The organism is Bacillus sp. MYb78, assembly GCF_002975115.1.
Taxonomy (GTDB): Bacteria; Bacillota; Bacilli; order Bacillales; family Bacillaceae_G; genus Bacillus_A; species Bacillus_A cereus.
Window position 1 is genome coordinate 586,268 of the sequence record NZ_PCOB01000001.1, and the last position, 26,262, is coordinate 612,529.

The window sequence follows — 26,262 nt, forward strand, 5'->3', positions numbered from 1 at the left end:
CTTTTCATTAGAAGCCAGTTATTCCCTGTGTTAAGGCTTGAATTATCGTGCTAATGTAAGACCAAAGTACAATGAACGTTGCAATTCCAATTAAAACATTTGCAATAATAAGTGTGTAAACGAGATCTAATCCGCCATTGTCTAGTTTTAATACGGCTACAGTTATACTAATCCCTATATAAGTTGCAACTACCGATAATAATATCGGTAAGAAAAAGATTAATAAAAAACTAAAAAGAAAAGAAAGAACTAATATGACAATAGCCGGCGTTGCTATCGTTCCCCATATACCAAATACTTCAAGAAACGAAAAAGATGATTTCATCATCTTACCACTTACAAAAATAATAAATCCGACAAATAAAGTTAAAATTAATAAAAAGAAAAAGACCGTTATAGATTCTCCAAAAAACGTGGGAGTAGATATATCTGGTGCAAATGTTCTCGTAACTGCTGATGCTGCACTCATCATTCTATAAAAAATACATGCTCCTAAAAAACAAATAAGAACAAGACTTACAATTCCATTTCGCACTTCAATAGCGCCGCTTTTCATAATCGCTGTCGGTGCTTGTAATGCATGTTTAAAAAATTGAAAATAGCCGCTCGCAAACCGCTTCGCTTGCTCTACCGTTTCATTTGGCCGAGCTTCCTTTGCTTGTTCCGGCCCTTCTTCTTGGCCACTACTTGCCACTACTTCTTCCGTTAACGAATGTCCACAATTCCCGCAAAACTTTGCCTCTACTGCATTTTTTGTATGACATGACGGACATTTCATTCTCTTATCCCTCCTTAAGCATATACCTTATAGGGTGTTACAAGTTCAATATATGAATTTGTACATAAAACATGACTACAAGAAAAAGATTCTGAAATCCTTCTTCCGAAAGAAAATATATGTGCTAGCAATCTTGAAAAAAAATGCTATTATGAAACAGAATAAATAATATTTTTAACAGATTGGATGAAAGAAAATGGAATTGGTAAACTCAATTTTTCAAATACTCCTTACAAGCGTAATCCAATTATTATCTTTAATTGGCGTTATCATTGTAATTGGATTTCTATTAGGCTATTTAGAATCTCTCACACGCATGTATTGGTCGAGAGCTTTTGGAAGAAAAGGATTCCTATTAACGGCTTGGATCGGTGTTCCGATTCACGAACTTGGACATGCCATTATGTGCGTACTGTTCCGTCATAAAATTGTGGCGACTCAGTTCTTCCCAACAGATACAAGTCAAGGGGCTTTAGGTTATATACAACATCAATACAATCAAAAAAGTGTGTATCAACGAATTGGGAATTTCTTTATCGGCATTGGGCCTATTATTTCTGGTATTACTGCATTAATCCTTTTAATGCGCTATTTCGTACCAGAATCATATTTTTTATTTAATACAACTCTCGAAAAAACGATTGCTTCTACTTCTATTAATGTAGAAATGATTCAAAACATGCTCTTGTCGACGTTTGTATTATTGAAAAGCTTATTTACAATCGGCAATTTATTGAATCCTTCCTTTTGGTTATTTTTATTTATCGCCATTTGCATTTCCGCACATATCGCTTTAAGTAAACCAGACATTAAAGGATCAATAGACGGTGTTGTCGTCATGTTTATCGTGTTATTTTTATTCAACATAATAGCAGGACTGTTTCAATACGACAGTAATCAGCTAATTGGACAGGTTATGAAATATAATATGTATCTCATTGCGTTTTCTAGTGTGGCACTGCTGTTCTCTTGTCTTTCTACACTCGTTAGTTTTTCGTTTTATAAAATAAGAAGAGGGCGTTCTTTTTGAACGCCCTCTTCTTATTAATTATTCCCCTTATAATCACAATGCTCAACAGGCACACGAGCATGCCCCTCTTCATCGGTACACCATGACTGTGATTGGAAGGCAAGAAAGATACCGATCCATTCTTCTTCCTTTTCAAAGTGAATAAGTATTCCTCCATCTTGCCATATGCCATCATCACCTTGCCATTTTTCTACATTCCCTTGATTCATGTGAATATCATGTATACCGTTTCCTGGTTTGAAATGAAAATAGGAATCTGGTGTGTTTTCTTCTGGTCCCCATCTTTCGCCAAACGCATAAATAATTGCTTTTTCTTCCATCGCTCGCTTTATATAACGTTCTATTTTTTCGTTTAAATCATTATCTGCTCCTGCTTTTTCGGGAGGCAAAGGAATCATTTGTTTTGAGTCAAATAGATTTCCTCTTACATAATCTAAAGCTACTTTCGGTTCATTGTTTTTTACTTCCGTAAAACCAAATGGTAATGTCGGTAAAATATGAATCGCCTCTGACCTAATATTGTTACTCGCAAAATATAAAACTTCTGACGGATAACTTTGCGACTTTACGTTAATAGCAATACGATAATCTACTCCAGTCTCGCCCTGTAAATGAACTTGATAATGAGGTGTTTTCCCTTTTCCAATCTTTGATTGTATAACTGTACCTTTTAACACACCGTAGTTTTTTAGGGGCATACATTTCATCTCCTATTCATTTAGTAGAAGCTATTCATATTTAAATCATTATCCACTCATAAAAAAAATCCTCCTATGTTAGGAGGATTTTTAATTTCTCAACATATACCAAACGATAACTTCTACCATTACAAGCAAAACCGCACCAAAGATCATTAACGTTGTCTTCTTTAACAGTTCATTTTCACGGTAAGGGATATTACATAAGTAAGCACCTAGTGTAATCCGTGACGGGCAAGCGATTGTCGCTACTGATGATGCGGTGTTTTGCAGTGTTGTGACGTATTGCCACGGGAGTGCTACGTTTTGTGCGGTTTGCATTTGTAGTTTTATAAACATTGCATTTGATCCTGCGTTACTACCTGTTAAAAATCCACCAATAGCGCCAATAAACGGAGCAACGAAAACGAAAAATGTTCCAAATGTATCACCAGCTGTCTTTGCGAGTAATGAATGCATGCCTGATGCACCCATTAGTTCTGAAATGGCGATAAACATTGTCGTCGTAATCGCAAAAGGAATCCATTGTTTGATCGTTTGCGAGAGTGATTGTTTAATAATATTAGACGGGATGCGGAAGAAAATAATAGTAAATAAGCAAGTCATACCGAGCCAAAATCCTGGTGAATATAGTAACTCTAGTTTGTAAGAGTATGATTTCAAATCAAGAACCGCATATGATCTGAACAAATCATGTAATGCTGGAACGAGGCGAGAAAGTAAAATACAAACTGTTAGAAATATATAAGGGCTAATAATTTTTATAATGGATACTTCTCTCTCCGTTGCAGCCGCATGCTCTGTTATTAGATTTTGTTCACTTTTTCCTTTTAATTTAATGATAAGAAAACCAAATGTAATCGTAACGATAGAACTTAATATCCCGGCTAGTTCAACACTTACGTACGCATTAGAAAGATAGATTCCGAGAGAAAATAATAGAAAGAATCCTACTCCTTCTTTCCACTTTTCTATAACTGCTTGCCAGCCGCCAACAACGTATAAAGAAAGAATAACAAAGTAAGCAAACATCGGAATACTTAATAGCGCTGTATTTGTACCAAGTGTTGTAAGAGGCATATTTATTAGCTGCGAACCGATAATCGTACCAGTTGCCATTGCGCCCCATGAACTAGCTAGTAAACCAATAAATGAAAGTAGTACAGCTTGAAACGGTTTATAACCTAATGATAGAAAGATAGGTGCTGCAACCATGAAGCCAATTCCGAATCCACTTACTGATTCAATTAGCGGACAAATACCAAAACACATAAGGAGCATTTGTAATAAACGATCGTGCGTCACTTCTTCTAAAAAACGCGCTACTTGATCGATGTATCCCATTTTGTTCATGAGGTGAAATAAAAAAATACCGAAAAACAAAACGTACCCAACAATAAAACAAATTAACCAACCTTTAATCGTTGCGTGAACAGTTTCACTTATCCCTAATTGAAACGTTGGCGAGAGTAAAACGATTCCAACACATACAGCATAAGAAATTAACGCAGACCTTAATGACGTTTGTTTAAATAAAAATAAACAAATGAAAATCATCATAATTGGGATAAGTGCCAACAATATGGCCATGTTATCATCTCATTTCGTTTAAAATACAATTTTTAACTATTATATAACAGATGTTGTGATTTTCAATTGTTTTTAAAACAGATTTAAAAAAGGAGCCAAACGGCCCCTTTTCATTCACTCCCATTTTCTATTATCCTGAAAAACTGTCTGCTGTCCGATTATTTTTTTCAACACAACAAACACAATGTAAGTACATATTGCTTGCAATGCAATATTCCAAAATTTCATTAATGTAAATGAATGAATCCGTAGAAATAATTCGTTTAATAATACAATCGAAACGATACTAAATAATTCTATACTAATCGAAAATAGACATATTTCTAAAATAGACTGTTCTTGAATGCGATTTAAGTTGGAAAAGATAAATACATATCCTAAAAATAGAGCCATCAACTCTATTTTCGTCATGCTAATGAGCCAAGCGTATAGTGGTACAGTTAAAAGAAGATATAGTAATTTCCGTCTTAGCATGTCTTCTCACCCTCTAAATTACATGTATTTTCTGTATATTTTAACATTTATTACGCAAAACAAAAAGAAGAGACTACGCCTCTTCTTTTTGTTTTGTTGCATATATTAATTCACATATTTCTTCTCGCTTTTCAGTTTCTAAAAGCTCAATGATCTTACTTCCAACGACAACTCCGTCGCATATTGTAACCATTTCTTCTACATGTTCTTTTGTTGAAATGCCGAATCCAGCGACTACTGGTAAGTTGACGTGTGATTTTACTTTTTCTAAGTAACTATGAATCTCCTCTTTAAAGTTTTGACGTACTCCCGTTACGCCCGCTACTGTAACAGCATAAACGAACCCTTCTGATTCACTCGTAATTTTTTCAATTCTTTCAATAGGACTCGTTACGGTAACGAGTGGAATGAGCGCAATGTTTGCCTCTCGAAGTAACGGCGCAATAATATTTTGTTCTTCATACGGTAAGTCTGGAACGATAATACCATCCACACCGGCCTCTAAGCAGTTCTCTACAAATCGTTCTTTTCCGAATGCAAGTACTGGATTTAAATATGTCATGAGTACAAACGGAAGTTGCACTTCTTTCCTTACCTCTATTAATGCTTGAAAAATACCTTTTACTGTTACACCGCTATCTAGCGCTCGTTTCCCTGCTCTTTGAATCGTTGGACCGTCTGCAACTGGATCCGAAAACGGAATGCCGATTTCAACGATGCTCGCTCCTGCTTCATCTAAAAAACGAATTCTTTCTTTTAATTTTTCAAAGCCACCATCTCCGCCCATTACGTACGGAATAAATGCTTTCTTACCATTTTCAAACGCTGCTTTAATTTTTTCTACTCCCATTTTTTACACCTCTTCCATATAACGTTTTATACTCTCTACATCTTTATCCCCGCGGCCTGATAAACAAATGACAAGCCCTTCGTCTGTCTTCATTTGCGGCGCTAATTTTAATGCGTATGCGACAGCATGTGAACTTTCTAACGCCGGGATAATGCCTTCTTTTTTCGTTAATAATTGAAATGCTTCTAATGCTTCTTCGTCTGTTATCGACTGATAAGAAACGCGGCCAATATCTTTTAGCAAACTATGTTCTGGACCAACACCTGGATAATCAAGTCCTGCTGAAATAGAGTGTGCTTCTTGAATTTGCCCTTCTTCATTTTGCAGAAGATACATCATTGATCCGTGTAAAACACCGACGCTTCCTTTCGTTAAAGTTGCTGCATGCTTTTCTGTATGAACGCCTTTTCCAGCTGCTTCTACGCCGTAAAGAGCAACTTCTTCATCGTGTACGAACGGATAAAACATCCCCATCGCATTACTACCACCGCCAATACAAGCAACGACTGCTTCTGGTAACTTTCCTTCTAACGCCTCATATTGTTTTTTCGTTTCATTTCCAATTACACTTTGGAAATCACGGACAATTTGCGGGAATGGATGTGGTCCGAGAACAGATCCCATAATGTAGTGCGTATCATGCACATGTGAAACCCAGTAACGAAGCGCCTCGTTTACCGCATCTTTTAATGTACCGCTACCTGCCGCTACACTTTCTACTTTCGCTCCGAGTAATTCCATTCGGAACACATTTAATTTTTGACGTCTTACATCTTCTTCTCCCATAAAAATGACGCATTCTAATCCGAGAAGAGCACATACAGTAGCTGTTGCAACTCCGTGTTGTCCAGCTCCTGTTTCAGCGACAACTTTTTTCTTGCCCATTCGCACTGCAAGTAGTGCCTGACCGATTGTATTGTTAATTTTATGAGCTCCTGTATGATTCAAATCTTCACGTTTTAAATAAATCTTTGCACCACCGCAATACTTCGTCATATTTTCAGCATAATATAGCGGTGTTTCTCTTCCGACGTACGTTTTTAAATAATGATTTAATTCCTTTTGAAATGCTTCATCTTGCATCGCTTCTTTATATGCTTCTTCTAGTTCTAGTACAGATTGCATTAACGTTTCTGGAACGTATCGTCCTCCGTATATACCGTAATGTCCTTTTTCATCTGGATATGCGTAGTTCATTTGGAACACTCCTTCGCTTTTATAATAAATTGTTTTATTTTCTCTACATCTTTCTTTCCTTCTGTCTCTACTCCGCTGCTCACATCAACCATATAAGGCCGAACAGTTCGAATTGCTTCTTCTATATTAAGAGCGTTTAATCCACCAGCTAATATCATTTTCTTTCGCAATTCTTTTGGCATATCTCTAAGTAGCTCCCATGAAAATGTCTTTCCATTTCCTCCATAAAACTTTTCTTTCGGGCTATCAAATAATATATAATCCGCTTCATACCCTTGGGCGTTTTTCATATCACTCTCTGAAGTTACTCCTAGTGACTTTATAGACGGAATATTCAATCTTCTAATTTGATAATTGTCTTCATCCCCATGTAGTTGTACATGTGTTAACCCGCACTCATCTGCAATTTTCTGGATCACTTCTACTGATTCATTTACGAAAACACCGATTTTTAACACGTTGGCTGGAAGCTCCTGAATGATTTCTTCCGCTCTCTTTGGAGTGATTTCCCGCTTACTTTCTGCAAAAACAAATCCGAGTGCATCTGCGCCATATTCGCACGCACTTTTCGCTGTTTCCACATCAGTGATGCCGCAAATTTTCACTTTCATATATTCACCTTACAATCTTCAAAAAAACTACTAATAGAAGATGATGTCATAAGCGCCTCTCCAACTAATACACCTTTGGCTCCAGCTCTTTTAACACGAATAATATCTTCTTTTGAATGAATGCCACTTTCACTAATCCAAAGTAGTTTCTCCTCATTCAATCTTTTTCCAAGCTTTTCAGTTTGGCTTAAATCTACTTCGAACGTTTTTAAATTACGATTATTAATGCCAATAACGTGCGGATTTAATACAATCGCAGTTTCTAATTCCTGTTCATCATGAACTTCAACAATCGCTTCTAATCCTTTTTCTAACACGTAGCTATACAGCTCTTTTAACTTCTCTTTCGTTAACGCTGCTACGATTAGTAAAATAATATCTGCTCCCGCTTCATACGCTCTATCGATTTGAATCTTATCGATTATGAAATCTTTACATAAAAGCGGAATGTTACTTTCTTCTCTTGCTGTTTGTAAATCGTGAAACGATCCTTTAAAAAATTGACCATCTGTTAAAACAGATACTGCTCCTGCACCACATTTCTCATATGTTCCCACTTGTTTTCGTACGTCAACGTGTAAATTGATATCTCCTTTTGATGGTGATGCTCGCTTTACTTCTGCAATGACAGTAAACTGCTGTAACGCTTCTACAAGTGAATGTGTCTTTCTTTTTGTTTTTACTGGTGTATATATTTCATATAACTCCGCAACTTCCTTTTTCTTCTGTTCTACAATTTTATCTAAAATCGTCCCCACTTTAGTTCACCCTTTCTAATTTTTCGTTGCTTGCTACAATTAATAAGTTTAATTTGGCTAATGCTTTTCCAGAGTCAATGCTATGTGCCGCGAGTTTAATTCCTTCTTCAATCGTTTCCGTTTTTCCATTTGCGAAAAGAGCTAGACCTGCATTTAATAAAACTGTATCGCGATAAACACTCTTTTCTCCGCTCAATACGCCGACTGTAATCTTTGCATTTTCTTTTGAATTCCCCCCTCTAATTTCTTCATTTTTCACTCTTGAAAAACCATACTTTTCTGGATCAATAATCATTTCCACTATTTCATTATCTTTTAAAAGGACTACGTGATTTTCCCCTTGTAATGATGCTTCATCTAAAAAACCACTTCCATTTACGACAAGTGCTTGTTTCCGGCCTAACTTTTGTAATACTTGCGCAACTGGTAATAACATATCTCGTTTATAAATACCGACAAATTGTGTTTCTAAATTCACTGGATTTGTTAAAGGGCCAATTAAATTAAAGATCGTCGGCACGTTTAACTCTTTTCTTATTTTCATAATGCGCCTTAGTGCTGGATGCATCGCTGGTGCAAATAAAAATGCAATGCCCACATGCTCTAGTAAATAATCAATTTCGCTTGGCGTACTGCTAATATTTACACCTAATTCTTCTAATAAGTCCGCACTTCCTGTTTTACTAGAAACAGCACGATTACCATGTTTTGCAACCTTTACGCCAGCTCCTGCCAGTACGAATGCTGAAGTTGTGCTAATATTAAACGTTTGAGCACCGTCACCACCCGTTCCGCAATTGTCCATTGCTCCTTGTATATGGTTCGAAAACGGCAATGCCTTTTCGCGAAGAGCCCGAACGAGACCGTATATTTCTTCTGCAGTTTCACCTTTCGCTTTCAGTAAGACTAAGAAAGCTGCAATTTCACTTTCTAATATGTTTTCACTTAATAAAAGTAGTCCTGCTTTATACATTTCCTCTTCTGTTAAATGTTGACCCTCCACTAATTTACGAAGATAGCTATTCATACTCTTTCCTCCTCTTTTACTTCTGTTAAAAAGGCACGTATTAACTTTCCGCCTTCTTCTGTTGCGATTGATTCCGGATGAAACTGTAATCCGAAGAGCGGATAATAATTGTGACGGACTGCCATTATTTCTCCATCGTCCATCGCTGTCGCTAATATGTCAAAACACTTTGGCAAGCTCGTGTGCTCTGCAACAAGGGAATGATAGCGCATCGCCGTTAGCGGCTGTGTAGCGTATGAAAAGATTGACGTTCCGTTATGTTTCACACGCGATGTTTTTCCGTGTTTAATACGTTCTGCTCTAACAATGTCTCCTCCAAATGCAGCTATGATCGCTTGGTGGCCTAGACAAATCCCTAATATGGGAACGTTCTTATAAAAATGGCGGATGACGTCGATACAAATGCCAGCATCCTCTGGTTTTCCTGGTCCTGGTGAAAGTACAATTCCTCTTGGATTCATCTCTTCTAACTGTTCTATCGTTATTTCATCATTTCTTACAACTACAATTTCTTCTTCATGTTCGCCTAACAGTTGGTACAAGTTATATGTGAACGAATCGTAATTATCGATAAGTACAATCATTTCATAACCTCCAAAAGCGCTCTCGCTTTATTTAATGTTTCTTCATATTCAGCTACTGGATCTGAATCGTAAACGACTCCTGCTCCTGCTTGAACGTATGCTTTTTCATCCTTTACGACCATCGTTCGAATGGCGAGCGCCATATCAAGATTTCCTGAAAAACTAACGTATCCAACTGCTCCGGCGTATACATTTCTTTTTTCATTCTCTAGCTCATTTATAATTTCCATCGCTCTAATTTTCGGAGCTCCCGACACTGTTCCTGCTGGTAGGCAATACGCTAATGCATCAAATCCTCTCATTTGTTTCCGCAATATTCCGTAAACTTCAGATACAATGTGCATAACATGAGAGTATTTTTCTACTTTCATATATTTATCTATCGTAACCGAGCCGATTTCGCTCACTCTACCAATATCGTTTCGCCCAAGATCTACAAGCATCATATGCTCTGCTCGCTCTTTCTCATTGCCTAACAGTTCTTTTTCGATTTCCTCATCTTCCCTTTTCGTTTTCCCCCTCGGCCTTGTACCAGCAATTGGATTCGTCATCACTTTATTCTCTCTTACTGATAGCAAACTTTCCGGTGAAGAACCGAGTACAACATAATCTTGAAAATCGATATAGAACATATATGGTGATGGATTTGCAATTCGAAGTTTTCGGTATAACGCGAATGGATCACCAATACATTCACTTTGTAAACGCTGTGACAGTACGACTTGGAATATGTCTCCAGCTCTTATATGTTCTTTCGCCATTTCTACCATCCCACAAAACTCTTTTTCCGTTATAGAAGAAGTGAATGATAATGTGGATTGTATTGCATTTACTTCAGTTTCTTCTCCTTGTAGCACTTCCTCTTTGTATACTCGTAGCCTTTCGTATACTTCCTCATAATCTGCTGAATCATCTTCCCTGCATACATATACAAACGACAACCTTTGGCGTAAATGATCGTAAACGATAAACTCACGATATAGTAAGAGGTGTACTTCCGGAATATTTAATGGGTCGTGTAAATCCGCTCCAATGTTTTCATACTGCCGAATGACATCATATCCAATATAACCAACTGCTCCTCCGCAAAATGGAAATGGGCTGTCTACTTGTGATGGTGCGATTATTTCTTCTAACACTTGTAGTACGTTACCTTGTAACTTTTCTGCCCGGCCGAAAATCGTTCGTTCTACTTCCGTACCAACGCTTTTTACTTCTCCATAAGGATTACATCCTAAGTAAGAATAACGCCCTTTATCTTGATGAAGCTGTGAACTTTCTAATAAAAATTTCTTCTTTCCTTTCATACGTCTATATAAAGAAATTGGCGTAATGCTATCTCCTTCTTCTTCAGTAATTACTAAAAATGTCTTTCTCTCTCTTTTTTGTTTTATAAATTCTTCTTTCGTCATCATGTCCTTCACCTCACTCTGAAAAATAAAAAAGTCCCCTACATATCGAAAATATGTAGAGGACGATAAATATACCGCGGTACCACCTCGTGTTGGATGCAAAAGCATCCCGCTTTGTTCAGGTACAAATTTTATACCTTATCCTTGTAACGGCGGAACCCGGGTTGCCTACTAAAAATAATTGTTCAGCATACCTCTCGTAAGCCCATTCCGTATATGGCACCGTACCGGGCTCCCACCTATTCCCGGCTCTCTGTAACGTCTCCAATATACGTACTCTTCTTACTTAGACGATTTCATTTATTTAATTTTTTATACACAAAAAGGGAGTACTCATCCTATAGAAAGGACGGGTACTCCCGTGGTGCCACCTTAATTCGTTACAAATGTAACGCACTTTACCGTATCAAAAACAATACGTGTCTCTTGTATCGATGAGATCATGTCGCCAAAGCCTACTTCTTTCGTTTCGGTTTGGAAGCTCCGAAGCCCATTCCACATCAATTCCATACTGATTCGCACCAACCATCAGCTCTCTGACATGTTCATCATGTGTACTCTTCTTCATCAACGCTTGCATTTTTTTAAGTTGCACTCATTATAGACCTGACTTTTTTCACAAGTCAATACTTTTTTAAAAATTTTATTTTTCTTTCCTTTCAATATTATATTGACAAAACAACCTCTTTTTATGTAAATATAATAAATACTCTATTAAAAATAAGGTTTTTTGTATGAATATTATATATTAAAAAAGTAAAATGACATCAAAAAACGCTTACATTTCTGAAAATTCGTATTTCTATATGGATTTTTCAGAATAATCATGATAGATTATAAAGTGAAACTTTAATCAGTAGGGGGGTGTTCATCCCCACTGATTATTAGTTGAACCAATCGGGCATTTACGGACAGTTGATCTCCCACCTAACTTCCTTGCCCAGCCAATTTTAAGGTGGGAGTTTTGCTACCCGTTAATGCGGGATAAATATGCATAACGCATCAAAAGACCTGACAAAAGAAAGGGGAACTACATGAGTACGCAGATGTTAACTTTAACTTCTATCTCTATTTACATGCTCGGGATGTTAGTAATCGGCTATTTCGCCTACAAACGAACGTCCAACTTAACAGATTATATGCTTGGCGGGCGTACACTAGGCCCCGCAGTAACAGCATTAAGTGCTGGAGCATCCGATATGAGTGGTTGGCTTTTAATGGGATTACCCGGTGCAATGTTTAGCGTTGGATTAAGTAGTAGTTGGATTGCGATCGGCCTAACACTAGGCGCATATGCAAACTGGCTTTATGTCGCTCCTCGCTTACGTACCTACTCAGAAATTGCAAACAACTCTATTACTATTCCAGAATTTTTGGAACACCGTTTCCACGACAAATCTCATATGCTACGCTTAGTATCCGGACTTGTTATTATGATTTTCTTTACTTTTTATGTAGCTTCAGGATTAGTTTCAGGCGCTGTATTATTTGAAAATTCATTTGGCATGAACTATCATGTTGGATTATTCATTGTTGCAGGCGTTGTTGTCGCTTACACATTATTTGGTGGTTTCTTAGCAGTAAGTTGGACAGACTTCGTACAAGGAATCATTATGGTGGTCGCTCTTATTCTTGTTCCTATCGTAACAATTATGAATTCGAACGGACTTGGACCTGCATTTGATACAATTCGATCTGTAGATCCAACACGTCTAGATATTTTTAAAGGTGCCTCTACTTTAGGAATGATTTCTCTATTCGCATGGGGCCTTGGTTATGTCGGACAACCTCATATTATCGTACGCTTTATGGCAATTTCTTCTGTAAAAGAACTTAAAAGTGCACGAAGAATTGGTATGAGCTGGATGATTTTCTCTGTTGTTGGAGCTATGTTTACTGGTCTTATTGGTATTGCTTACTATTCACAACAAGAGTTAACATTATCTAACCCAGAAACAATTTTCCTTGAACTTGGAAAAATTTTATTCCACCCACTTATTACTGGATTTTTATTAGCCGCTATTTTAGCAGCGATCATGAGTACAATCTCATCTCAGTTACTCGTTACTTCTAGTGCCGTAACGGAAGACTTATATCGTACATTCTTCAAACGTTCTGCATCTGATAAAGAACTTGTATTTGTCGGTCGTATGGCTGTGCTTGTTATTGCCTTAGTTGGGTGCGCTTTAGCGTTCAAACAAAATGATACGATTTTAGCTCTTGTTGGGTACGCTTGGGCTGGTTTTGGTTCTTCATTTGGACCTGCTATTTTATTAAGCTTATATTGGAAACGTATGACGAAATGGGGCGCGCTTGCTGGTATGATTTCTGGTGCCGCTACTGTTATTATATGGACTCAATTCAAATTCTTAAAAGATTTCTTATATGAAATGATTCCAGGTTTCGCTATTAGTTTACTAGCCATCGTAATTGTTAGTTTATTAACACAACCTTCAAAAGAAGTTGAAGAGCAATTTGAGGATTTCGAAAAACAACATCGTCATAATTTATAAAAAAATCTCTGCTGTTATCGTAACAGCAGAGATTTTTTACAGTTCGACAATCTTCTTATCAAATTTAACAAATTCTTTATGTTTCGTTAAATTTAACATAACACTACTCCTTTATAGTATGAGTATCAGCACTTATACAGAAAGGGGACTCCAACATGTTAGCAGCTTTCCAGCAACAACAAACACGAAAATTTTCACCTATCACAAATACTTCTGCGTCTTGTTTAAACATGCAACCTAACCCGCCTAAAATTTCAATTGCTCCTTCTGTTATTTCAGTCATCGGTGTTCATATGGAAAAACATAAATTAAAAATAAAAACGGGACAAAACATTGTGTTAGCAGCTTCCATTTTGCCAATACAAGCAACGCATAAAGAGCTTATTTGGTCAAATATGAATTCTGATATCATCACCATATATCCAAAAGGCGACACCGTGACAATTACTGGAAAAAGCGCAGGTAGAGCAGTCGTAATTGTCACAACTGCTGAAGGCAAATTCCGTGACCTATGTGTCATTCATGTACAACCTTATATGACAAATCCAAAGTAAAAGAGTGGCTTTGTAGCCACTCTTTTACTTGATTTCAATATTTGAGTTTTTACTTTTTACAAGATTAATAAATTGTTCTTTATTTCTTGGAGAAATACTTTCTGTTTTATGTGTATCGTAAACAATTTCAAGTCGGTCAAATGATAATGCATGGGCTGCTATTGGATTTTTCGTATTTGAAATTTGTTTTATATCTCGTATAAAAATACGTTTTGTAACGAGACCCGATCTAATCGTAATTATTTCTTCCCGGGCAATATATTTTGCCAAAAAACAACTCCAGCTAAACAACATTGCTAATGGAATTGTAAAAAGCAAAAGAAAATATTCTCTCCCTACAAAAATTGGTGCAAAACAAGCACCCAAAACAATAAAAAAAATTGGATATAACCATGTATCTTTTTTTGATGGAAAGTCCATTTCCCTTCCCCTTCTACGCCCATATTTCTATAAAACAAAAAGAGAAGTATCACAACTTCTCTTTTCTCCCCTAACACTATAATTCCTGTGTGTACACCGGCTCGTTTACGACATTTTTTGCTGTTCGCTTTTGTTGCTGCAGTAAGAAAACAGATACACCAAACAATACGAGCATGCTACCGATAATTTGCATTGCATTTAATTTTTCTCCAAGTAAGAAGAACGCAAGTATAGATGCTCCAACAGGTTCTCCTAAAATACTCATTGAAATTGTCGTTGCATTTACATAATTTAATAGCCAGTTATTAATTACATGTGACACTGACGGCACAACCGCAAGTAAAAGAAAAACGGTCCAATCCCACTTCGTATAACCTGTAAAGGGTACTTGCAATATGACATTATAAATCCCCATAAAAAGACCTGCGAATGCAAAGACTGTAAAGCTATAAATCCAGTGTGATACTTTCTTTACTGTCGTTTGCCCGATAAATAAATAACCGACAACTGCTATTACACTTAGAAAGGATAATATATCTCCATAAATTGCTTGCTTACTTAAACCTAAATCTCCCCAACCAATGCACATTACGCCTAGAATAGCGATTCCCATCGTTGCAATGGCTGAATATGTTGTTCTTTCTTTAAACAGAAAAAACCCCCCAACTAAAGATACGATCGGTTGAAGTGCCAAAATAATTGTTGAACTAGCAACTGTTGTATGCTTTAAAGATTCAAACCATAAAAGAAAATGAAGTGCTAAAAAGAAACCAGATCCAATTAAAAAGCCCCAATCTTTCATTTGAATCCTATTAAATTCCTCTCTTTTTTTCCATACGATAGGCAGCATAATAAGTACGATAATCCATAAGCGGTACATACTTAATATTGAAGATGGTGCTGAGGACATCTTTACAAAAACTGCTGCAAAGGAAATAGCAATTATAGAAATAGCCAATGGTAGTGCGATTGATTTTTCTTGTTTCAAATCCTGTCTCCCCTCTCACCTGTCAAAAATCCCACTTCATTATATCCGTTTTCTTTCGTAACTTAAATACTAATTTTTTAGATTCTTCGTACCATTATGGTAAAATAGAAATTAAGGCACCAATTAGTGAATATTTATTTCCTTTTTCACTACAAGCATCGCTCTTACAATCGTTACAGTAAATTTTTATTTAGGGGGATCTACATGAGTCAAACAATAGGGAGAATTGAAGAAATTTCATTTTATAGCGCATCACTTCAAGAAGACGTTACGCTTCTCGTTTATTTGCCAGTAAATTACACACCACTGCACAAACATACAGTTGTAATTGCACAAGATGGTAGAGATTATTTTCAGCTTGGTAAAGCGCACCGTGTAATTGAGCGCCTTCGTGAAACTGAAGAAATTGACCGTACAATTATTGTCGGTATTCCATATAAAAATGTACAGGATCGTAAAGAAAAATATTTCCCAAGTGAAGTGAAAAATGCTGCATATATTCGTTTCCTTGCTCATGAACTTGCACCATATATTGATGAAAATTATCCAACGTACCAAATGGGAAAAGGTCGTGTTTTAATTGGTGATTCTCTTGGCGGAACAGTTTCCTTTATGACTGCACTTATGTATCCGCATACATTCGGTAAAGTCGTTATGCAATCACCATTTGTGGATGAGACAGTGATGAACTTAGCAAAAGACTTCAAAGATCCACAAGCATTAGAACTGTATCACGTCATTGGTACAGAAGAAACGGCTGTAAAGCGTACTGATGGACAAGTATCTGATTTCGTAGAACCAAACCGTGAGTTAAATACACTTCTCACAGATAGAAATTTCATTACGCATTACGAGGAGTTTGAAGGTAATCATACTTGGAAATATTGGCAAACTGATTTACCGAAAGCCTTCTCTCATATTCTATCAATGAAATAATAGAGAGCAGTATTCAGAATAATTTGATATAATAGATAAAGAGATTTATTTATCTCAAAATCTAACTAGACTTACAAAGGGAGGAATTGGAACATGAAATTAGGCATTGTAATTTTTCCATCTAAAATGATTCAAGATAAAGCGAACGGATTGCGTAAGCGTTATGACCCGCACTACGCATTAGTTCCGCCACATATTACATTGAAAACACCCTTTGAGACGCAAGATGAACAATTAGAATCGATTGTAAACGAGCTACATACAATCGCAGGTAAAACGAATCCGTTCACCCTTCATGTTGGGAAAGTTGGTTCATTCGCACCTGTTAATAACGTCCTTTATTTTAAAGTAGAAAAAACACCTGAACTTACTTTCTTAAATGAAGAAATGCATGGCGGGTTATTCACACAAGAACGCGAATATGCTTTCGTACCTCACTTAACAATCGGACAAGGCTTATCAGATGCAGAGCATGCTGATGTATTGGGTCGATTACGTATGAAAGATTTCTATTATGAACAACCAATTGATCGTTTCCATCTTCTATATCAATTAGAAAATGGAACATGGACTGTACACGAAACATTCCACCTTGGAAAGGGGAACAACTAATTTGCACGCACAGATTGTACAAACGGACGAACAACTAAGAGATGCATTCTCTGTACGTAAACAAGTGTTTGTAAATGAACAACGTGTCTCTGCTGAAGAAGAGTACGATGAGTTTGAAGAAACTTCAACACACGTTGTTATATATGACAATGATGTTCCAGTTGGTGCTGGACGTTTTCGCACCCTTGATGGTATAGGGAAAATGGAACGCATTTGCGTGCTAAGTTCCCATCGGAAAAAAGGTATCGGAAAAATTGTTATGGATGCGCTTGAAGCGTATGCAAAAGAAAATTCGCTACCAAAATTGAAACTTCATGCTCAAACACATGCTGAAGATTTCTATAAAAAACTTGGCTATGTAACGAGTTCTGATGTATTTATGGAAGCAAATATCCCGCACGTCGTAATGATAAAAGAATTGTAATTTGAAAACAGGAGGTGACCCCTCCTGTTTTTTACATTGCTATTTTCTTTTTCTTCCGCTAAAGTTAAATGTTGATGCTATAGTTTTGAAGGTGAACATATGACACAAGAAAAATTTTCACAAAAATCGTTAACACACGCTGATATTCCGCGTGCGACATATCATATTCCGAAAACATCTACCCATTTAATTATGGAAGAAGATGTAGATGCGGCTTATTTCCGCGCTCTCGAACAACAAAATGTTTTTTTAAACGAAAAACAATTAGAAGCCGTGCGCACAACAGAAGGTCCTGTTCTCACACTAGCTGGTGCTGGAAGCGGGAAAACATCTGTTTTAACAACTCGCGTTGGTTATTTAGTAAATGTAAAACAAGTCCATCCACGAAATATTTTATTACTTACATTTACACAAAAAGCAGCTGAAGAAATCCGAAGTCGTGTTGCGAAGTTACCAGGTATGAATCATGCAGCAAGTAGCTATGTTGTTGCTGGTACATTCCACTCTGTTTTCTTAAAATTGCTTCGTAGTCAAGGGTATAATCAGCAAATTTTAGCAAATGAAAAACATAAACAAATTATGATAAAGAAAATCTTAAAAGAATTGCGTTTAAAAGACGATTATGATGCGGAAACGATACTCGCGATGATTTCACTTGAAAAAAACAAATTAAATCGTCCGAAAGATGTAAAAGCGAAAACACCAGTGGAACAAGAATTTAAAGAAGTATATGAACGTTTTGAAGAAGTAAAACAACGATACAATTATATTGATTTCGATGACATCTTATTGGAAACATATTATATGTTAGAAAATAATGCTCCTTTACTAACTCAATTACAACAACGTTTTCACTACATTGAAGTAGATGAGTTTCAAGATACATCGTATGCACAATATGAAATTGTAAAATTGTTAGCCACACCAAGAAATAATTTGTTCATCGCAGGTGATGATGATCAAGCTATCTATGGCTGGCGAGGGGCAAGTCACCAAATTATTTTATCTTTTCCAAAAGAATTTGATAACACAACAATCATTGCACTAAATACGAATTATCGATCTAATCCCTTTATCGTCGGGCTTGGAAATGAAGTTATAAAATTAAATCAAGAACGTTTTGATAAAGAGCTATACTCCGTTCGTGAGGAAGGTGTACAACCTTTTTATGCAAGACCTGCTACGACTCTTGATGAAGCAAATCAAATTTTACAGCTCATTCAAGAAAAAGTAGATAGCGGTGAACGAAACTATAAAGATTTTTGTTTACTATATCGCACACATTCTGTAAGCCGTTCGTTACTTGATCAGCTTACCATTCATAAAATCCCGTTTATTAAACACGGGGCGAGCCAATCATTTTATGAACATTCTTTAATTAAGCCTGTATTAGATCATTTAAGACTCGTGATTGAGCCGTTTCGACTAGAATCACTTTCAAACATATTGCCGACGATGTATATCGGACGTGATGATTGTATTTCATTTATTGAGCGTGAACAATGGAAATATGGTGAAGGCCGTTTTCCTTCTCTTCTTCATTTCTTATTATTAAATCCGAGCTTAAAACCTTTTCAAGTGAAAAAGGTAAATGAGCGTATTGATTTTATTAAATTTATTAAAGAATTAGAACCGAAAAAAGCATTAAAAGAAATCATTCATGGTAAAGGAAAATATTTAGAGTACTTACAAAGTAACGATCGTTCTTCCTTTACGATGCATAAAGACATACAAGAAGAAATGTTGGAAGAATTAATGGAGTCTGCAACTCGTTTCACCGATATTCCAGCTTATTTACAATTTATTGACGAAGCGATTCAAGGTCAAAAAGAAATGGAAGCATTAAAAACAATGCCGCAAAAAGATGCCGTTTCACTTATGTCAATTCATAACGCAAAAGGCCTTGAATTTCCATGTGTCTTTTTACTTGGAGCGAGTGATGGGATCCTGCCGCATACTTCTTCTTTAAAAGATGCAAATGATCGTGTTACGGAAACTTCTGAAGCATTAGAAGAAGAACGCCGATTACTTTATGTCGCCATTACACGTGCGAAAGAAGAACTTTACATTTCTTCTCCGCAATTTTTCAGAGGAAAGAAATTAGATATATCTCGTTTTTTATATACTGTGCGAAAAGATTTACCTGAAAAGACATCCACTAAATAAGGATGTCTTTTTTTATAATGCGTTATGTACATCCCTCCTATATAAATTCCTTATTTTTATCATAAGAATTAACGTAATATCAACCATATCCCACTCATATTGTAATAGTGTATGTCAGAACTCACGAGAAGGAGTGAACATAATGAGCTGCAATTGTAATGAAGATCATCAACATGAGTGTGATTTCAACTGTGTATCGAATGTTGTTCGTTTTATACATGAACTACAAGAATGTGCAACGACAACATGTGGATCTGGTTGCGAAGTTCCATTTTTAGGTGCACATAACAATGCATCAGTAGCTAATACACGTCCTTTTATTTTATACACAAAAACTGGAGAACCTTTTGAAGCATTCGCACCATCTTCAAGCCTTACTAGTTGCCGATCTCCTATTTTCCGCGTAGAAAGTATAGATGATGATGACTGTGCTGTATTGCGTGTATTAACTGTAGTTTTAGGTGATGGTACCGCTGTACCACCTGGTGACGACCCAATCTGTACGTTTTTAGCTGTACCAAATGCAAGACTAATATCAACCTCCACTTGCATTACTGTTGATTTAAGTTGCTTCTGCGCTATTCAATGCTTACGCGATGTTTCTATTTAAAACTAAATAATGAGTTAAGCATGGATTGGGTGGCAGATAATTCTGCCACCCAATCCATGCTTAAAGAGTATTCTTATGTAAATTTCTTAAAATTGGGAACTTGTCTAGAACATAGAACCTGTCCTTTTCATTAACTGAAAGTAGAAACAGATAAAGGAGTGAAAAACATGTTCTCTTCTGATTGCGAATTTACTAAAATCGATTGTGAGGCGAAGCCAGCTAGTACACTACCTGCCTTTGGTTTTGCTTTCAATGCTTCTGCACCTCAGTTTGCTTCACTATTTACACCACTATTATTACCTAGCGTAAGTCCAAATCCAAATATTACTGTTCCTGTAATCAACGATACAGTAAGTGTCGGAGATGGCATTCGAATTCTACGAGCTGGTATTTATCAAATCAGTTATACATTAACAATTAGTCTTGATAACTCACCTGTTGCACCAGAAGCTGGTCGTTTCTTCTTATCATTAAATACGCCAGCTAACATTATTCCTGGATCAGGTACAGCAGTTCGTTCTAACGTTATTGGTACTGGTGAAGTAGATGTATCCAGTGGTGTTATTCTTATTAACTTAAATCCTGGTGACTTAATTCAAATTGTGCCAGTTCAGTTAATTGGAACTGTAGACATCCGCGCAGCAGCATTAACAGTTGCACAAATTAGTTAGTAAAAAGCGGTATTTCTAATACAGAAATACCGCTTTTTATATATAATAAAAAACACTCACAGTAGCATGAGTGTTTCATTCTTCATATTGTTTTATTGCGTTCTTCTTTTTCCCACAATTGCATCCCTTTTTCTTCACAAATCCTTGTTGTTGTAATTGTTCTTGATATGCCTGTTGTTGTGCTTGGTGTTGTTGCTGTATATGATACCACTGCTGCAGGTCATATGAATTTTGCCTTGGATTATTGCTCACAGCAAACATCTCCTCTACTGTCAATTCTGTCTATTTACTATATGAACAACTCTTTATTTCCGTTCCCTCATTCTTTTAAACTCCGCTTTTTCTCGTATTATGAAAATATATTATTCTCCCATAAAATATCCTGTAATTGTTTCAATGATTGCTGCTGCTCCTGCAATGGCTAATAATGCAAGTAACGGCTCCGCAACGATAGGAATCCAATTATATAAAACTAATAAAAAAGCACTAACCCATACACCTGTACACCAATAACAGCTTAATAATTCGCCAATCCACTTTCTTAATCCATTACCTTTAACTTTTGTAAACGTTGATACACTTCCATCCGGCTCCGTAATCTCTAATTCATCAATAAATGGTCTTCGCAAAAAGGCTGTTATTTTATCATATACAATTAAACGAGTGAGCCTAAAAGCAGCTAACGCAAAAATAAAAAATAAAAGCCAGCTTGTAAACAGCATAATTCCACCTTCCCTTATCCTCTTTCGCCTATTTAAAAAAAAAGGTCTTGAGATTGTGACCAAATCTCCTCGACTCCAATATCTTATTAATGTAAATACAAACAAGAAGATAAGGAGTGACATTAATGAGTTGTAACGAAAATAAACACCATGGCTCTTCTCATTGTGTAGTTGACGTTGTAAAATTCATCAATGAATTACAAGATTGTTCTACAACAACATGTGGATCTGGTTGTGAAATCCCATTCTTAGGTGCACATAATACTGCATCAGTAGCAAATACACGCCCTTTTATTTTATACACAAAAACTGGAGAACCTTTTGAAGCATTTGCACCATCAGCAAGCCTTACTAGCTGCCGATCTCCAATTTTCCGTGTGGAAAGCGTAGATGATGATAGCTGTGCTGTGCTACGTGTATTAACTGTAGTATTAGGTGACGGTACTCCAGTACCACCTGGTGACGATCCAATTTGTACGTTTTTAGCTGTACCAAATGCAAGATTAATATCGACAACTACTTGCCTTACTGTTGATTTAAGCTGTTTCTGTGCGATTCAATGCTTACGCGACGTTTCTATCGTAAAGTAAACTAAAAAACTATTGGGGTGGTAGAAGCATTCTACCACCTTTACATATTTAAAAGCCGGCCATATTAATCGATTGGATATCATCTATAGACAACCTAATATCTCTCATACTATTTTGCGGCATAATAGATACAATGCCATTACGATACGATATGATCGATCCAACATAAGAAACTGTAGCTGTTTTTATTCTGCACCTTACTTTCGGAATGTAATGAGGGCGGTTTAATAAAAAATGAATTTTTTCATCATTATTCATATCCTTAAATGATTTATTATATGGGACAGTTCTTACTGGCTCTTGCTGTTCTGGCTGTTCTGGCTGTTCTGGCTGTTCTGGCTGTTCTTGCTCTGTCTGTTCTTCTTTTTCCTCTTCTTCTATTTTTTCTTCCACTTGCTGCTCTTCTTGTTGTTCTTGCTCTATTACCTCTTCCACAGCACTGCTTACAATATTTTCTTGTCTATTACTTTGCTCTTTTTGATCTTCATTTTCAAAGTTTGTCAGGATAATCCTTTTTATTTTCGGTGCAGCAAGTTCTAAACTCACTTGCGCAATATATAACAACGGTTTTCCAACTGTTGAACTTTTATTTTTATTCTTCACACTCGTCCCTCCCACTTCCATACGTAGCTGAATAAATCGTGTACTATTATAGTTATATTCATCACGTGGTAAGAACTTTCGTTAAAAATCGTTCTTTCTCAGAACAAATAAAAAGGACAATCTCAGCATTTAGAGATTGTCCTTTAAAAATTAATATTATATTTATCCTAGGATATGATACCCTGAATCAACGTGAATGTTTTCTCCTGTTACACCGCGTGCTAAATCACTGAATAGGAATACTGCTGTATCGCCAACTTCTTCTGGAGTTGTTGTACGACGAAGTGGTGCGCGCTCCTCAATTTCTCTTAAGATTGAGTTGAAATCGCCTACACCTTTTGCAGATAACGTACGAATTGGTCCTGCAGAAATAGCGTTGACGCGAATACCATGTTGACCTAAATCGTTCGCTAAATATTTCACGCTCGCTTCTAATGAAGCTTTCGCAACACCCATAACGTTATAATTTTTCACAACGCGCTCGCCGCCAAGGTATGTTAACGTTAAAATATTTCCGCCTTCTGTCATTACTTTCTTCGCTTCTCTTGCTACAGCTGTTAAAGAGAATGCACTAATATTTTGTGCAAGTAAAAATCCATCGCGAGAAGTATCTACAAATTCACCTTTTAAGTCATCGCGATTTGCAAAAGCAATACAATGTGCTACACCGTGAATAGTACCTACTTCTTGTTTAATTGTTTCAAAGCAAGCTGTAAGTTCCTCATCATTCGTTACATCACAAGGTAATACAAGTGATTCTTGTCCTTCTAATGTGTCCGCTAATTCACGAACATTTCTTTCTAAACGTTCTCCTGCATATGTGAATATTAATTTTGCACCTGCATTATGCAAAGAGCGAGCAATTCCCCATGCAATACTTCTTTGGTTCGCAACGCCCATAACGACAAATGTTTTCCCTTGTAATAGTTCCATGATATATCCTCCCAGAAATACTTATACTTGTTATTAGTACCTGATACTATAATTATAGTACCATAAAACCGCTTAAAGGCAAACAAAAAAGTCATTAACAGAAATTTGTTAATGACTTTTGGTTTCTATAAAAAACCGCTCTAATCCTTCTTCCCAAGACGGCATTTGTAAAAAACCATTTAATCGTAGCATGTTATGTTGAAAAATAGAATATTTTGGCCTCGCAGCCGCAGCCCCGAATTCTTCGGTTGAAACAGGTAATACATTCACTTTCATATTGGCGTACGAAAATATCTTTTGTGCAAATTCAAACCAAGAGCATGAACCTCTGTTTGATACGTGGTATGTACCGTATAAAGAAGTATGAATGAGCTTATTAATAACCATATTTAAATCCGCCACATACGTAGGAGAGCCAACTTGATCCGCTACAACAGATATTTCATCTCTTTCTTTCCCTAATCGCATCATCGTTTTCACGAAATTGTTTCCATATTTACCATATAGCCACGATGTGCGAACGATAAAATATTTATTATGTAACTCTTTGACGAACTGCTCCCCCGCATACTTAGAGGCTCCATATATATTTATCGGCGCTGGACTATGAAATTCGCCGTATCCATCTGGTCTGGCGCCTTGAAATACATAATCAGTACTAATATAAACTAGCTTCGCCCCTACTAATTGTGAAGCAACCGCTACATTTCGAGCTCCGATTGCATTTATTCTATATGCAAGATCCTGCTCTTTCTCCGCATGATCTACTTTCGTATAGGCAGCACAATGAATAATTATATGTGGTTTTATTTCTTGTACTACTTGTTGTATTCGGGATATATTTGTCACATCTAATAACTTTTTATCAAATGGATATATATCATATTCTTCAGAGTTTAACTCTTCAAATAGTTGCTTTCCTAATTGACCGTTTGCTCCTGTTATGATAACCCTCTCTTTCATGTAACATGCCCCTTACTGGTCTTTTAGTGGTTTCCACCATTCCTTATTCTTTTCATACCATTTCACCGTCTCTTGTAATCCTTGTTCAAACGTATATTTCGGTTCCCAATCAAATTCAGTCTTCATTTTCTCTGCATCAATCGCATAACGACGATCGTGCCCTAAACGATCTGTAACATATTCAATGTCTTTTTTTGTTTTTCCTAAAAGAGTGATAATTTGTTCCACAACTTCTACATTTGTTTTTTCATTATTGCCACCTATATTATATACTTCTCCTACACGTCCCTTATGCAGCACAACGTCAATCGCACTGCAATGATCTGTTACATGTAACCAATCTCTTATATTTAAACCATCACCATATAACGGTAGTTTTTTTCCTTCCAGTGCATTCGTAACCATTAACGGAATTAATTTTTCGGGATACTGGTACGGCCCATAATTATTAGAACAACGCGTTACTATAACCGGTAATTGATATGTTTTATAGTAAGATAAAGCTATCATGTCCGCGCTCGCCTTACTTGAAGAATACGGACTATTTGGAGCTAACGGCGTTGTCTCTGTGAACTTCCCTGTTTTCCCTAAAGAGCCATACACTTCATCCGTTGATACTTGCACAAGTTTTATATGCGAATATTTTTTAACTAGTTCTAATAAAGTGACCGTCCCAATTACATTTGTATCATAAAAAGGAATCGGATTTTCAATACTACGGTCCACATGTGATTCAGCTGCAAAATTTACAATCACTTTTACGTCTCGCTCTTTTATAACGTATTCTAATAGCTCTCCATTTTGAATTTCTCCTTTTACAAAAAAGTAATTCGGGTGATTCTGAAGAGATTTTACGTTATTTAAATTCCCGCTATATGTTAATGCATCGTAATTAATAATTTTATATGATTCATAACTTTGTAGCATGTAATGAACGAAATTACTTCCAATAAATCCAGCCCCACCTGTTACTAATATATTCATAAACAACTCTCCTACTTAAAAACTATCTTCATATTCCTCTAGTAATGGCAATATCTGATCCTTATCGGACAATATAGGATCTGTTACTGGCCAAGGAATTGCTAAATCTTTATCTTCCCAAAGTAATCCAGAGTCGTGCTTTGCGCTATAATATTCATCTACTTTATACATAACGATAGTATGCGGGACAAGCGTGCAAAATCCATGCGCAAATCCTTTTGGCACTAGTAACTGCCGATGGTTATCTGCACTTAAAATATATCCTTTCCATTGTTTAAATGTTGGTGATTTTTTTCGTAAATCAACGATAACATCATAAATTGCCCCTTGCATAACTTGAATGAGTTTCGTTTGTGCTTTCGGTTTTTTTTGAAAGTGTAGTCCCCGAATCGTTCCTGCCTTAGCCGAATAAGATACGTTATCCTGTACAAATGAATACGTTATCCCTAATGTTTCTAGCACCTGCTTATTATAGCTCTCTGAAAAAAAGCCACGCTCGTCTCCAAACAACCTCGGTTCTAACAATTTTGCATCGGTAAAATTTGTTTCTACAACTTTCATATT

At 36.4% G+C, this 26,262-nt stretch carries 30 protein-coding genes and 2 other annotated features; of the genes, 10 read left to right on the forward strand and 20 right to left on the reverse strand.

What is annotated here, in order from left to right:
• Positions 1-7 precede the first annotated feature (7 nt).
• The gene (locus CQ064_RS03180; protein ID WP_000650105.1) at positions 8-778 is read right to left on the reverse strand and encodes a zinc ribbon domain-containing protein; all 771 of its coding nucleotides are present in this window, start codon (positions 776-778) and stop codon (positions 8-10) included.
• 196 nt (positions 779-974) lie between these two features.
• On the opposite strand from CQ064_RS03180, the gene CQ064_RS03185 reads away from it, so the two are divergent.
• Positions 975-1,808: a hypothetical protein gene (locus CQ064_RS03185; RefSeq protein WP_000424522.1), complete on the forward strand. Its 834-nt coding sequence runs from the start codon at positions 975-977 to the stop codon at positions 1,806-1,808.
• A gap of 14 nt (positions 1,809-1,822) precedes the next feature.
• Here CQ064_RS03185 and CQ064_RS03190 read toward each other — a convergent pair whose 3' ends face one another.
• The 10 genes from CQ064_RS03190 to trpE form a co-directional block, all read right to left on the reverse strand.
• Positions 1,823-2,506 (reverse strand): DUF2278 family protein, encoded by a 684-nt coding sequence (locus tag CQ064_RS03190; RefSeq protein WP_001128611.1) that lies wholly within the window; start codon positions 2,504-2,506, stop codon positions 1,823-1,825.
• A gap of 90 nt (positions 2,507-2,596) precedes the next feature.
• On the reverse strand, positions 2,597-4,096 hold the full coding sequence (locus CQ064_RS03195; RefSeq protein ID WP_000996212.1) for an L-lactate permease: 1,500 nt from the start codon (positions 4,094-4,096) through the stop codon (positions 2,597-2,599).
• Positions 4,097-4,210: 114 nt separating this feature from the next.
• Positions 4,211-4,570, reverse strand: a complete 360-nt coding sequence (locus tag CQ064_RS03200; protein ID WP_000946150.1) for a DUF4029 domain-containing protein — start codon at positions 4,568-4,570, stop codon at positions 4,211-4,213.
• Between the two features lie 73 nt (positions 4,571-4,643).
• On the reverse strand, positions 4,644-5,420 hold the full coding sequence (gene trpA, locus CQ064_RS03205; protein WP_000537817.1) for a tryptophan synthase subunit alpha: 777 nt from the start codon (positions 5,418-5,420) through the stop codon (positions 4,644-4,646).
• Positions 5,421-5,423: 3 nt separating this feature from the next.
• The gene (gene trpB / locus CQ064_RS03210; RefSeq protein ID WP_001105036.1) at positions 5,424-6,617 is read right to left on the reverse strand and encodes a tryptophan synthase subunit beta; all 1,194 of its coding nucleotides are present in this window, start codon (positions 6,615-6,617) and stop codon (positions 5,424-5,426) included.
• A complete protein-coding gene (locus CQ064_RS03215) occupies positions 6,614-7,228 on the reverse strand; it encodes a phosphoribosylanthranilate isomerase (RefSeq protein ID WP_000865142.1) in 615 nt (204 codons plus the stop codon). Before CQ064_RS03215 ends, trpB begins: the two co-directional genes overlap by 4 nt.
• Entirely contained in the window at positions 7,225-7,986 is a 762-nt protein-coding gene (trpC, locus tag CQ064_RS03220) for an indole-3-glycerol phosphate synthase TrpC (protein WP_000536699.1), read from the reverse strand. Before trpC ends, CQ064_RS03215 begins: the two co-directional genes overlap by 4 nt.
• Before the next feature lies 1 nt (position 7,987).
• Positions 7,988-9,013 carry an anthranilate phosphoribosyltransferase gene (gene trpD, locus CQ064_RS03225; protein WP_001089856.1) on the reverse strand — a complete coding sequence of 342 codons (1,026 nt, stop codon included), beginning with the start codon at positions 9,011-9,013 and terminating at the stop codon, positions 7,988-7,990.
• A complete protein-coding gene (locus tag CQ064_RS03230; protein ID WP_000636319.1) occupies positions 9,010-9,597 on the reverse strand; it encodes an aminodeoxychorismate/anthranilate synthase component II in 588 nt (195 codons plus the stop codon). The genes trpD and CQ064_RS03230 overlap by 4 nt, the downstream gene beginning before the upstream one ends.
• The gene (gene trpE / locus CQ064_RS03235) at positions 9,594-11,012 is read right to left on the reverse strand and encodes an anthranilate synthase component I (RefSeq protein WP_003269846.1); all 1,419 of its coding nucleotides are present in this window, start codon (positions 11,010-11,012) and stop codon (positions 9,594-9,596) included. The genes CQ064_RS03230 and trpE overlap by 4 nt, the downstream gene beginning before the upstream one ends.
• Before the next feature lie 52 nt (positions 11,013-11,064).
• Positions 11,065-11,309: a binding site (T-box leader), on the reverse strand.
• A gap of 42 nt (positions 11,310-11,351) precedes the next feature.
• Positions 11,352-11,589, reverse strand: a binding site (T-box leader).
• 454 nt (positions 11,590-12,043) lie between these two features.
• Between trpE and putP the strand changes: the two genes are divergently transcribed.
• Together putP and CQ064_RS03250 are read left to right on the forward strand one after the other, a co-directional pair.
• Positions 12,044-13,522: a sodium/proline symporter PutP gene (gene putP / locus CQ064_RS03245; RefSeq protein ID WP_000107210.1), complete on the forward strand. Its 1,479-nt coding sequence runs from the start codon at positions 12,044-12,046 to the stop codon at positions 13,520-13,522.
• 155 nt (positions 13,523-13,677) lie between these two features.
• Positions 13,678-14,076: an Ig-like domain-containing protein gene (locus CQ064_RS03250; RefSeq protein WP_000878729.1), complete on the forward strand. Its 399-nt coding sequence runs from the start codon at positions 13,678-13,680 to the stop codon at positions 14,074-14,076.
• 24 nt (positions 14,077-14,100) lie between these two features.
• On the opposite strand, the gene CQ064_RS03255 is transcribed toward CQ064_RS03250, so the two are convergent.
• Positions 14,101-14,496 (reverse strand): PH domain-containing protein, encoded by a 396-nt coding sequence (locus tag CQ064_RS03255; protein ID WP_000347283.1) that lies wholly within the window; start codon positions 14,494-14,496, stop codon positions 14,101-14,103.
• Between the two features lie 76 nt (positions 14,497-14,572).
• Complete coding sequence (locus CQ064_RS03260; RefSeq protein ID WP_000806936.1) at positions 14,573-15,484, reverse strand: DMT family transporter; 912 nt, start codon at positions 15,482-15,484, stop codon at positions 14,573-14,575.
• 204 nt (positions 15,485-15,688) lie between these two features.
• Here CQ064_RS03260 and CQ064_RS03265 point away from each other — a divergent pair, with 204 nt between their 5' ends.
• The 6 genes from CQ064_RS03265 to exsF all read left to right on the forward strand — a co-directional run bounded on the left by CQ064_RS03265 (position 15,689) and on the right by exsF (position 20,903).
• Positions 15,689-16,420, forward strand: coding sequence for an alpha/beta hydrolase (locus tag CQ064_RS03265; RefSeq protein ID WP_000084015.1), 732 nt, complete (start codon positions 15,689-15,691; stop codon positions 16,418-16,420).
• Positions 16,421-16,513: 93 nt separating this feature from the next.
• Entirely contained in the window at positions 16,514-17,032 is a 519-nt protein-coding gene (locus CQ064_RS03270) for a YjcG family protein (RefSeq protein ID WP_000765871.1), read from the forward strand.
• A 1-nt stretch (position 17,033) separates the two neighbouring features.
• Complete coding sequence (locus CQ064_RS03275) at positions 17,034-17,456, forward strand: GNAT family N-acetyltransferase (RefSeq protein WP_000543308.1); 423 nt, start codon at positions 17,034-17,036, stop codon at positions 17,454-17,456.
• A 99-nt stretch (positions 17,457-17,555) separates the two neighbouring features.
• Complete coding sequence (locus CQ064_RS03280) at positions 17,556-19,622, forward strand: ATP-dependent helicase (protein ID WP_000191194.1); 2,067 nt, start codon at positions 17,556-17,558, stop codon at positions 19,620-19,622.
• 142 nt (positions 19,623-19,764) lie between these two features.
• Entirely contained in the window at positions 19,765-20,232 is a 468-nt protein-coding gene (gene cotY / locus CQ064_RS03285; protein WP_001277719.1) for a spore coat protein CotY, read from the forward strand.
• A 167-nt stretch (positions 20,233-20,399) separates the two neighbouring features.
• Complete coding sequence (exsF, locus tag CQ064_RS03290) at positions 20,400-20,903, forward strand: exosporium protein ExsF (protein ID WP_000492939.1); 504 nt, start codon at positions 20,400-20,402, stop codon at positions 20,901-20,903.
• A gap of 75 nt (positions 20,904-20,978) precedes the next feature.
• Here exsF and CQ064_RS03295 read toward each other — a convergent pair whose 3' ends face one another.
• Both CQ064_RS03295 and CQ064_RS03300 read right to left on the reverse strand, forming a co-directional pair.
• A complete protein-coding gene (locus tag CQ064_RS03295) occupies positions 20,979-21,164 on the reverse strand; it encodes a hypothetical protein (protein WP_023521433.1) in 186 nt (61 codons plus the stop codon).
• 101 nt (positions 21,165-21,265) lie between these two features.
• Positions 21,266-21,625, reverse strand: a complete 360-nt coding sequence (locus CQ064_RS03300; protein ID WP_000899664.1) for a DUF1360 domain-containing protein — start codon at positions 21,623-21,625, stop codon at positions 21,266-21,268.
• A 125-nt stretch (positions 21,626-21,750) separates the two neighbouring features.
• On the opposite strand from CQ064_RS03300, the gene exsY reads away from it, so the two are divergent.
• Positions 21,751-22,215, forward strand: a complete 465-nt coding sequence (exsY, locus tag CQ064_RS03305; RefSeq protein WP_001277739.1) for an exosporium assembly protein ExsY — start codon at positions 21,751-21,753, stop codon at positions 22,213-22,215.
• A 48-nt stretch (positions 22,216-22,263) separates the two neighbouring features.
• Here the strand turns inward: exsY and CQ064_RS03310 are convergent, their stop codons facing one another.
• The 5 genes from CQ064_RS03310 to rfbC all read right to left on the reverse strand — a co-directional run bounded on the left by CQ064_RS03310 (position 22,264) and on the right by rfbC (position 26,259).
• Entirely contained in the window at positions 22,264-22,839 is a 576-nt protein-coding gene (locus CQ064_RS03310; RefSeq protein WP_003269836.1) for a spore coat CotO family protein, read from the reverse strand.
• A 141-nt stretch (positions 22,840-22,980) separates the two neighbouring features.
• Positions 22,981-23,751, reverse strand: a complete 771-nt coding sequence (fabI, locus tag CQ064_RS03315; RefSeq protein ID WP_000421885.1) for an enoyl-ACP reductase FabI — start codon at positions 23,749-23,751, stop codon at positions 22,981-22,983.
• A 108-nt stretch (positions 23,752-23,859) separates the two neighbouring features.
• Positions 23,860-24,714, reverse strand: coding sequence for a dTDP-4-dehydrorhamnose reductase (gene rfbD / locus CQ064_RS03320; protein ID WP_000664660.1), 855 nt, complete (start codon positions 24,712-24,714; stop codon positions 23,860-23,862).
• A gap of 12 nt (positions 24,715-24,726) precedes the next feature.
• Positions 24,727-25,698: a dTDP-glucose 4,6-dehydratase gene (rfbB, locus tag CQ064_RS03325; protein ID WP_001024134.1), complete on the reverse strand. Its 972-nt coding sequence runs from the start codon at positions 25,696-25,698 to the stop codon at positions 24,727-24,729.
• Positions 25,699-25,713: 15 nt separating this feature from the next.
• Positions 25,714-26,259: a dTDP-4-dehydrorhamnose 3,5-epimerase gene (rfbC, locus tag CQ064_RS03330; protein WP_000869417.1), complete on the reverse strand. Its 546-nt coding sequence runs from the start codon at positions 26,257-26,259 to the stop codon at positions 25,714-25,716.
• Positions 26,260-26,262: the final 3 nt, after the last annotated feature.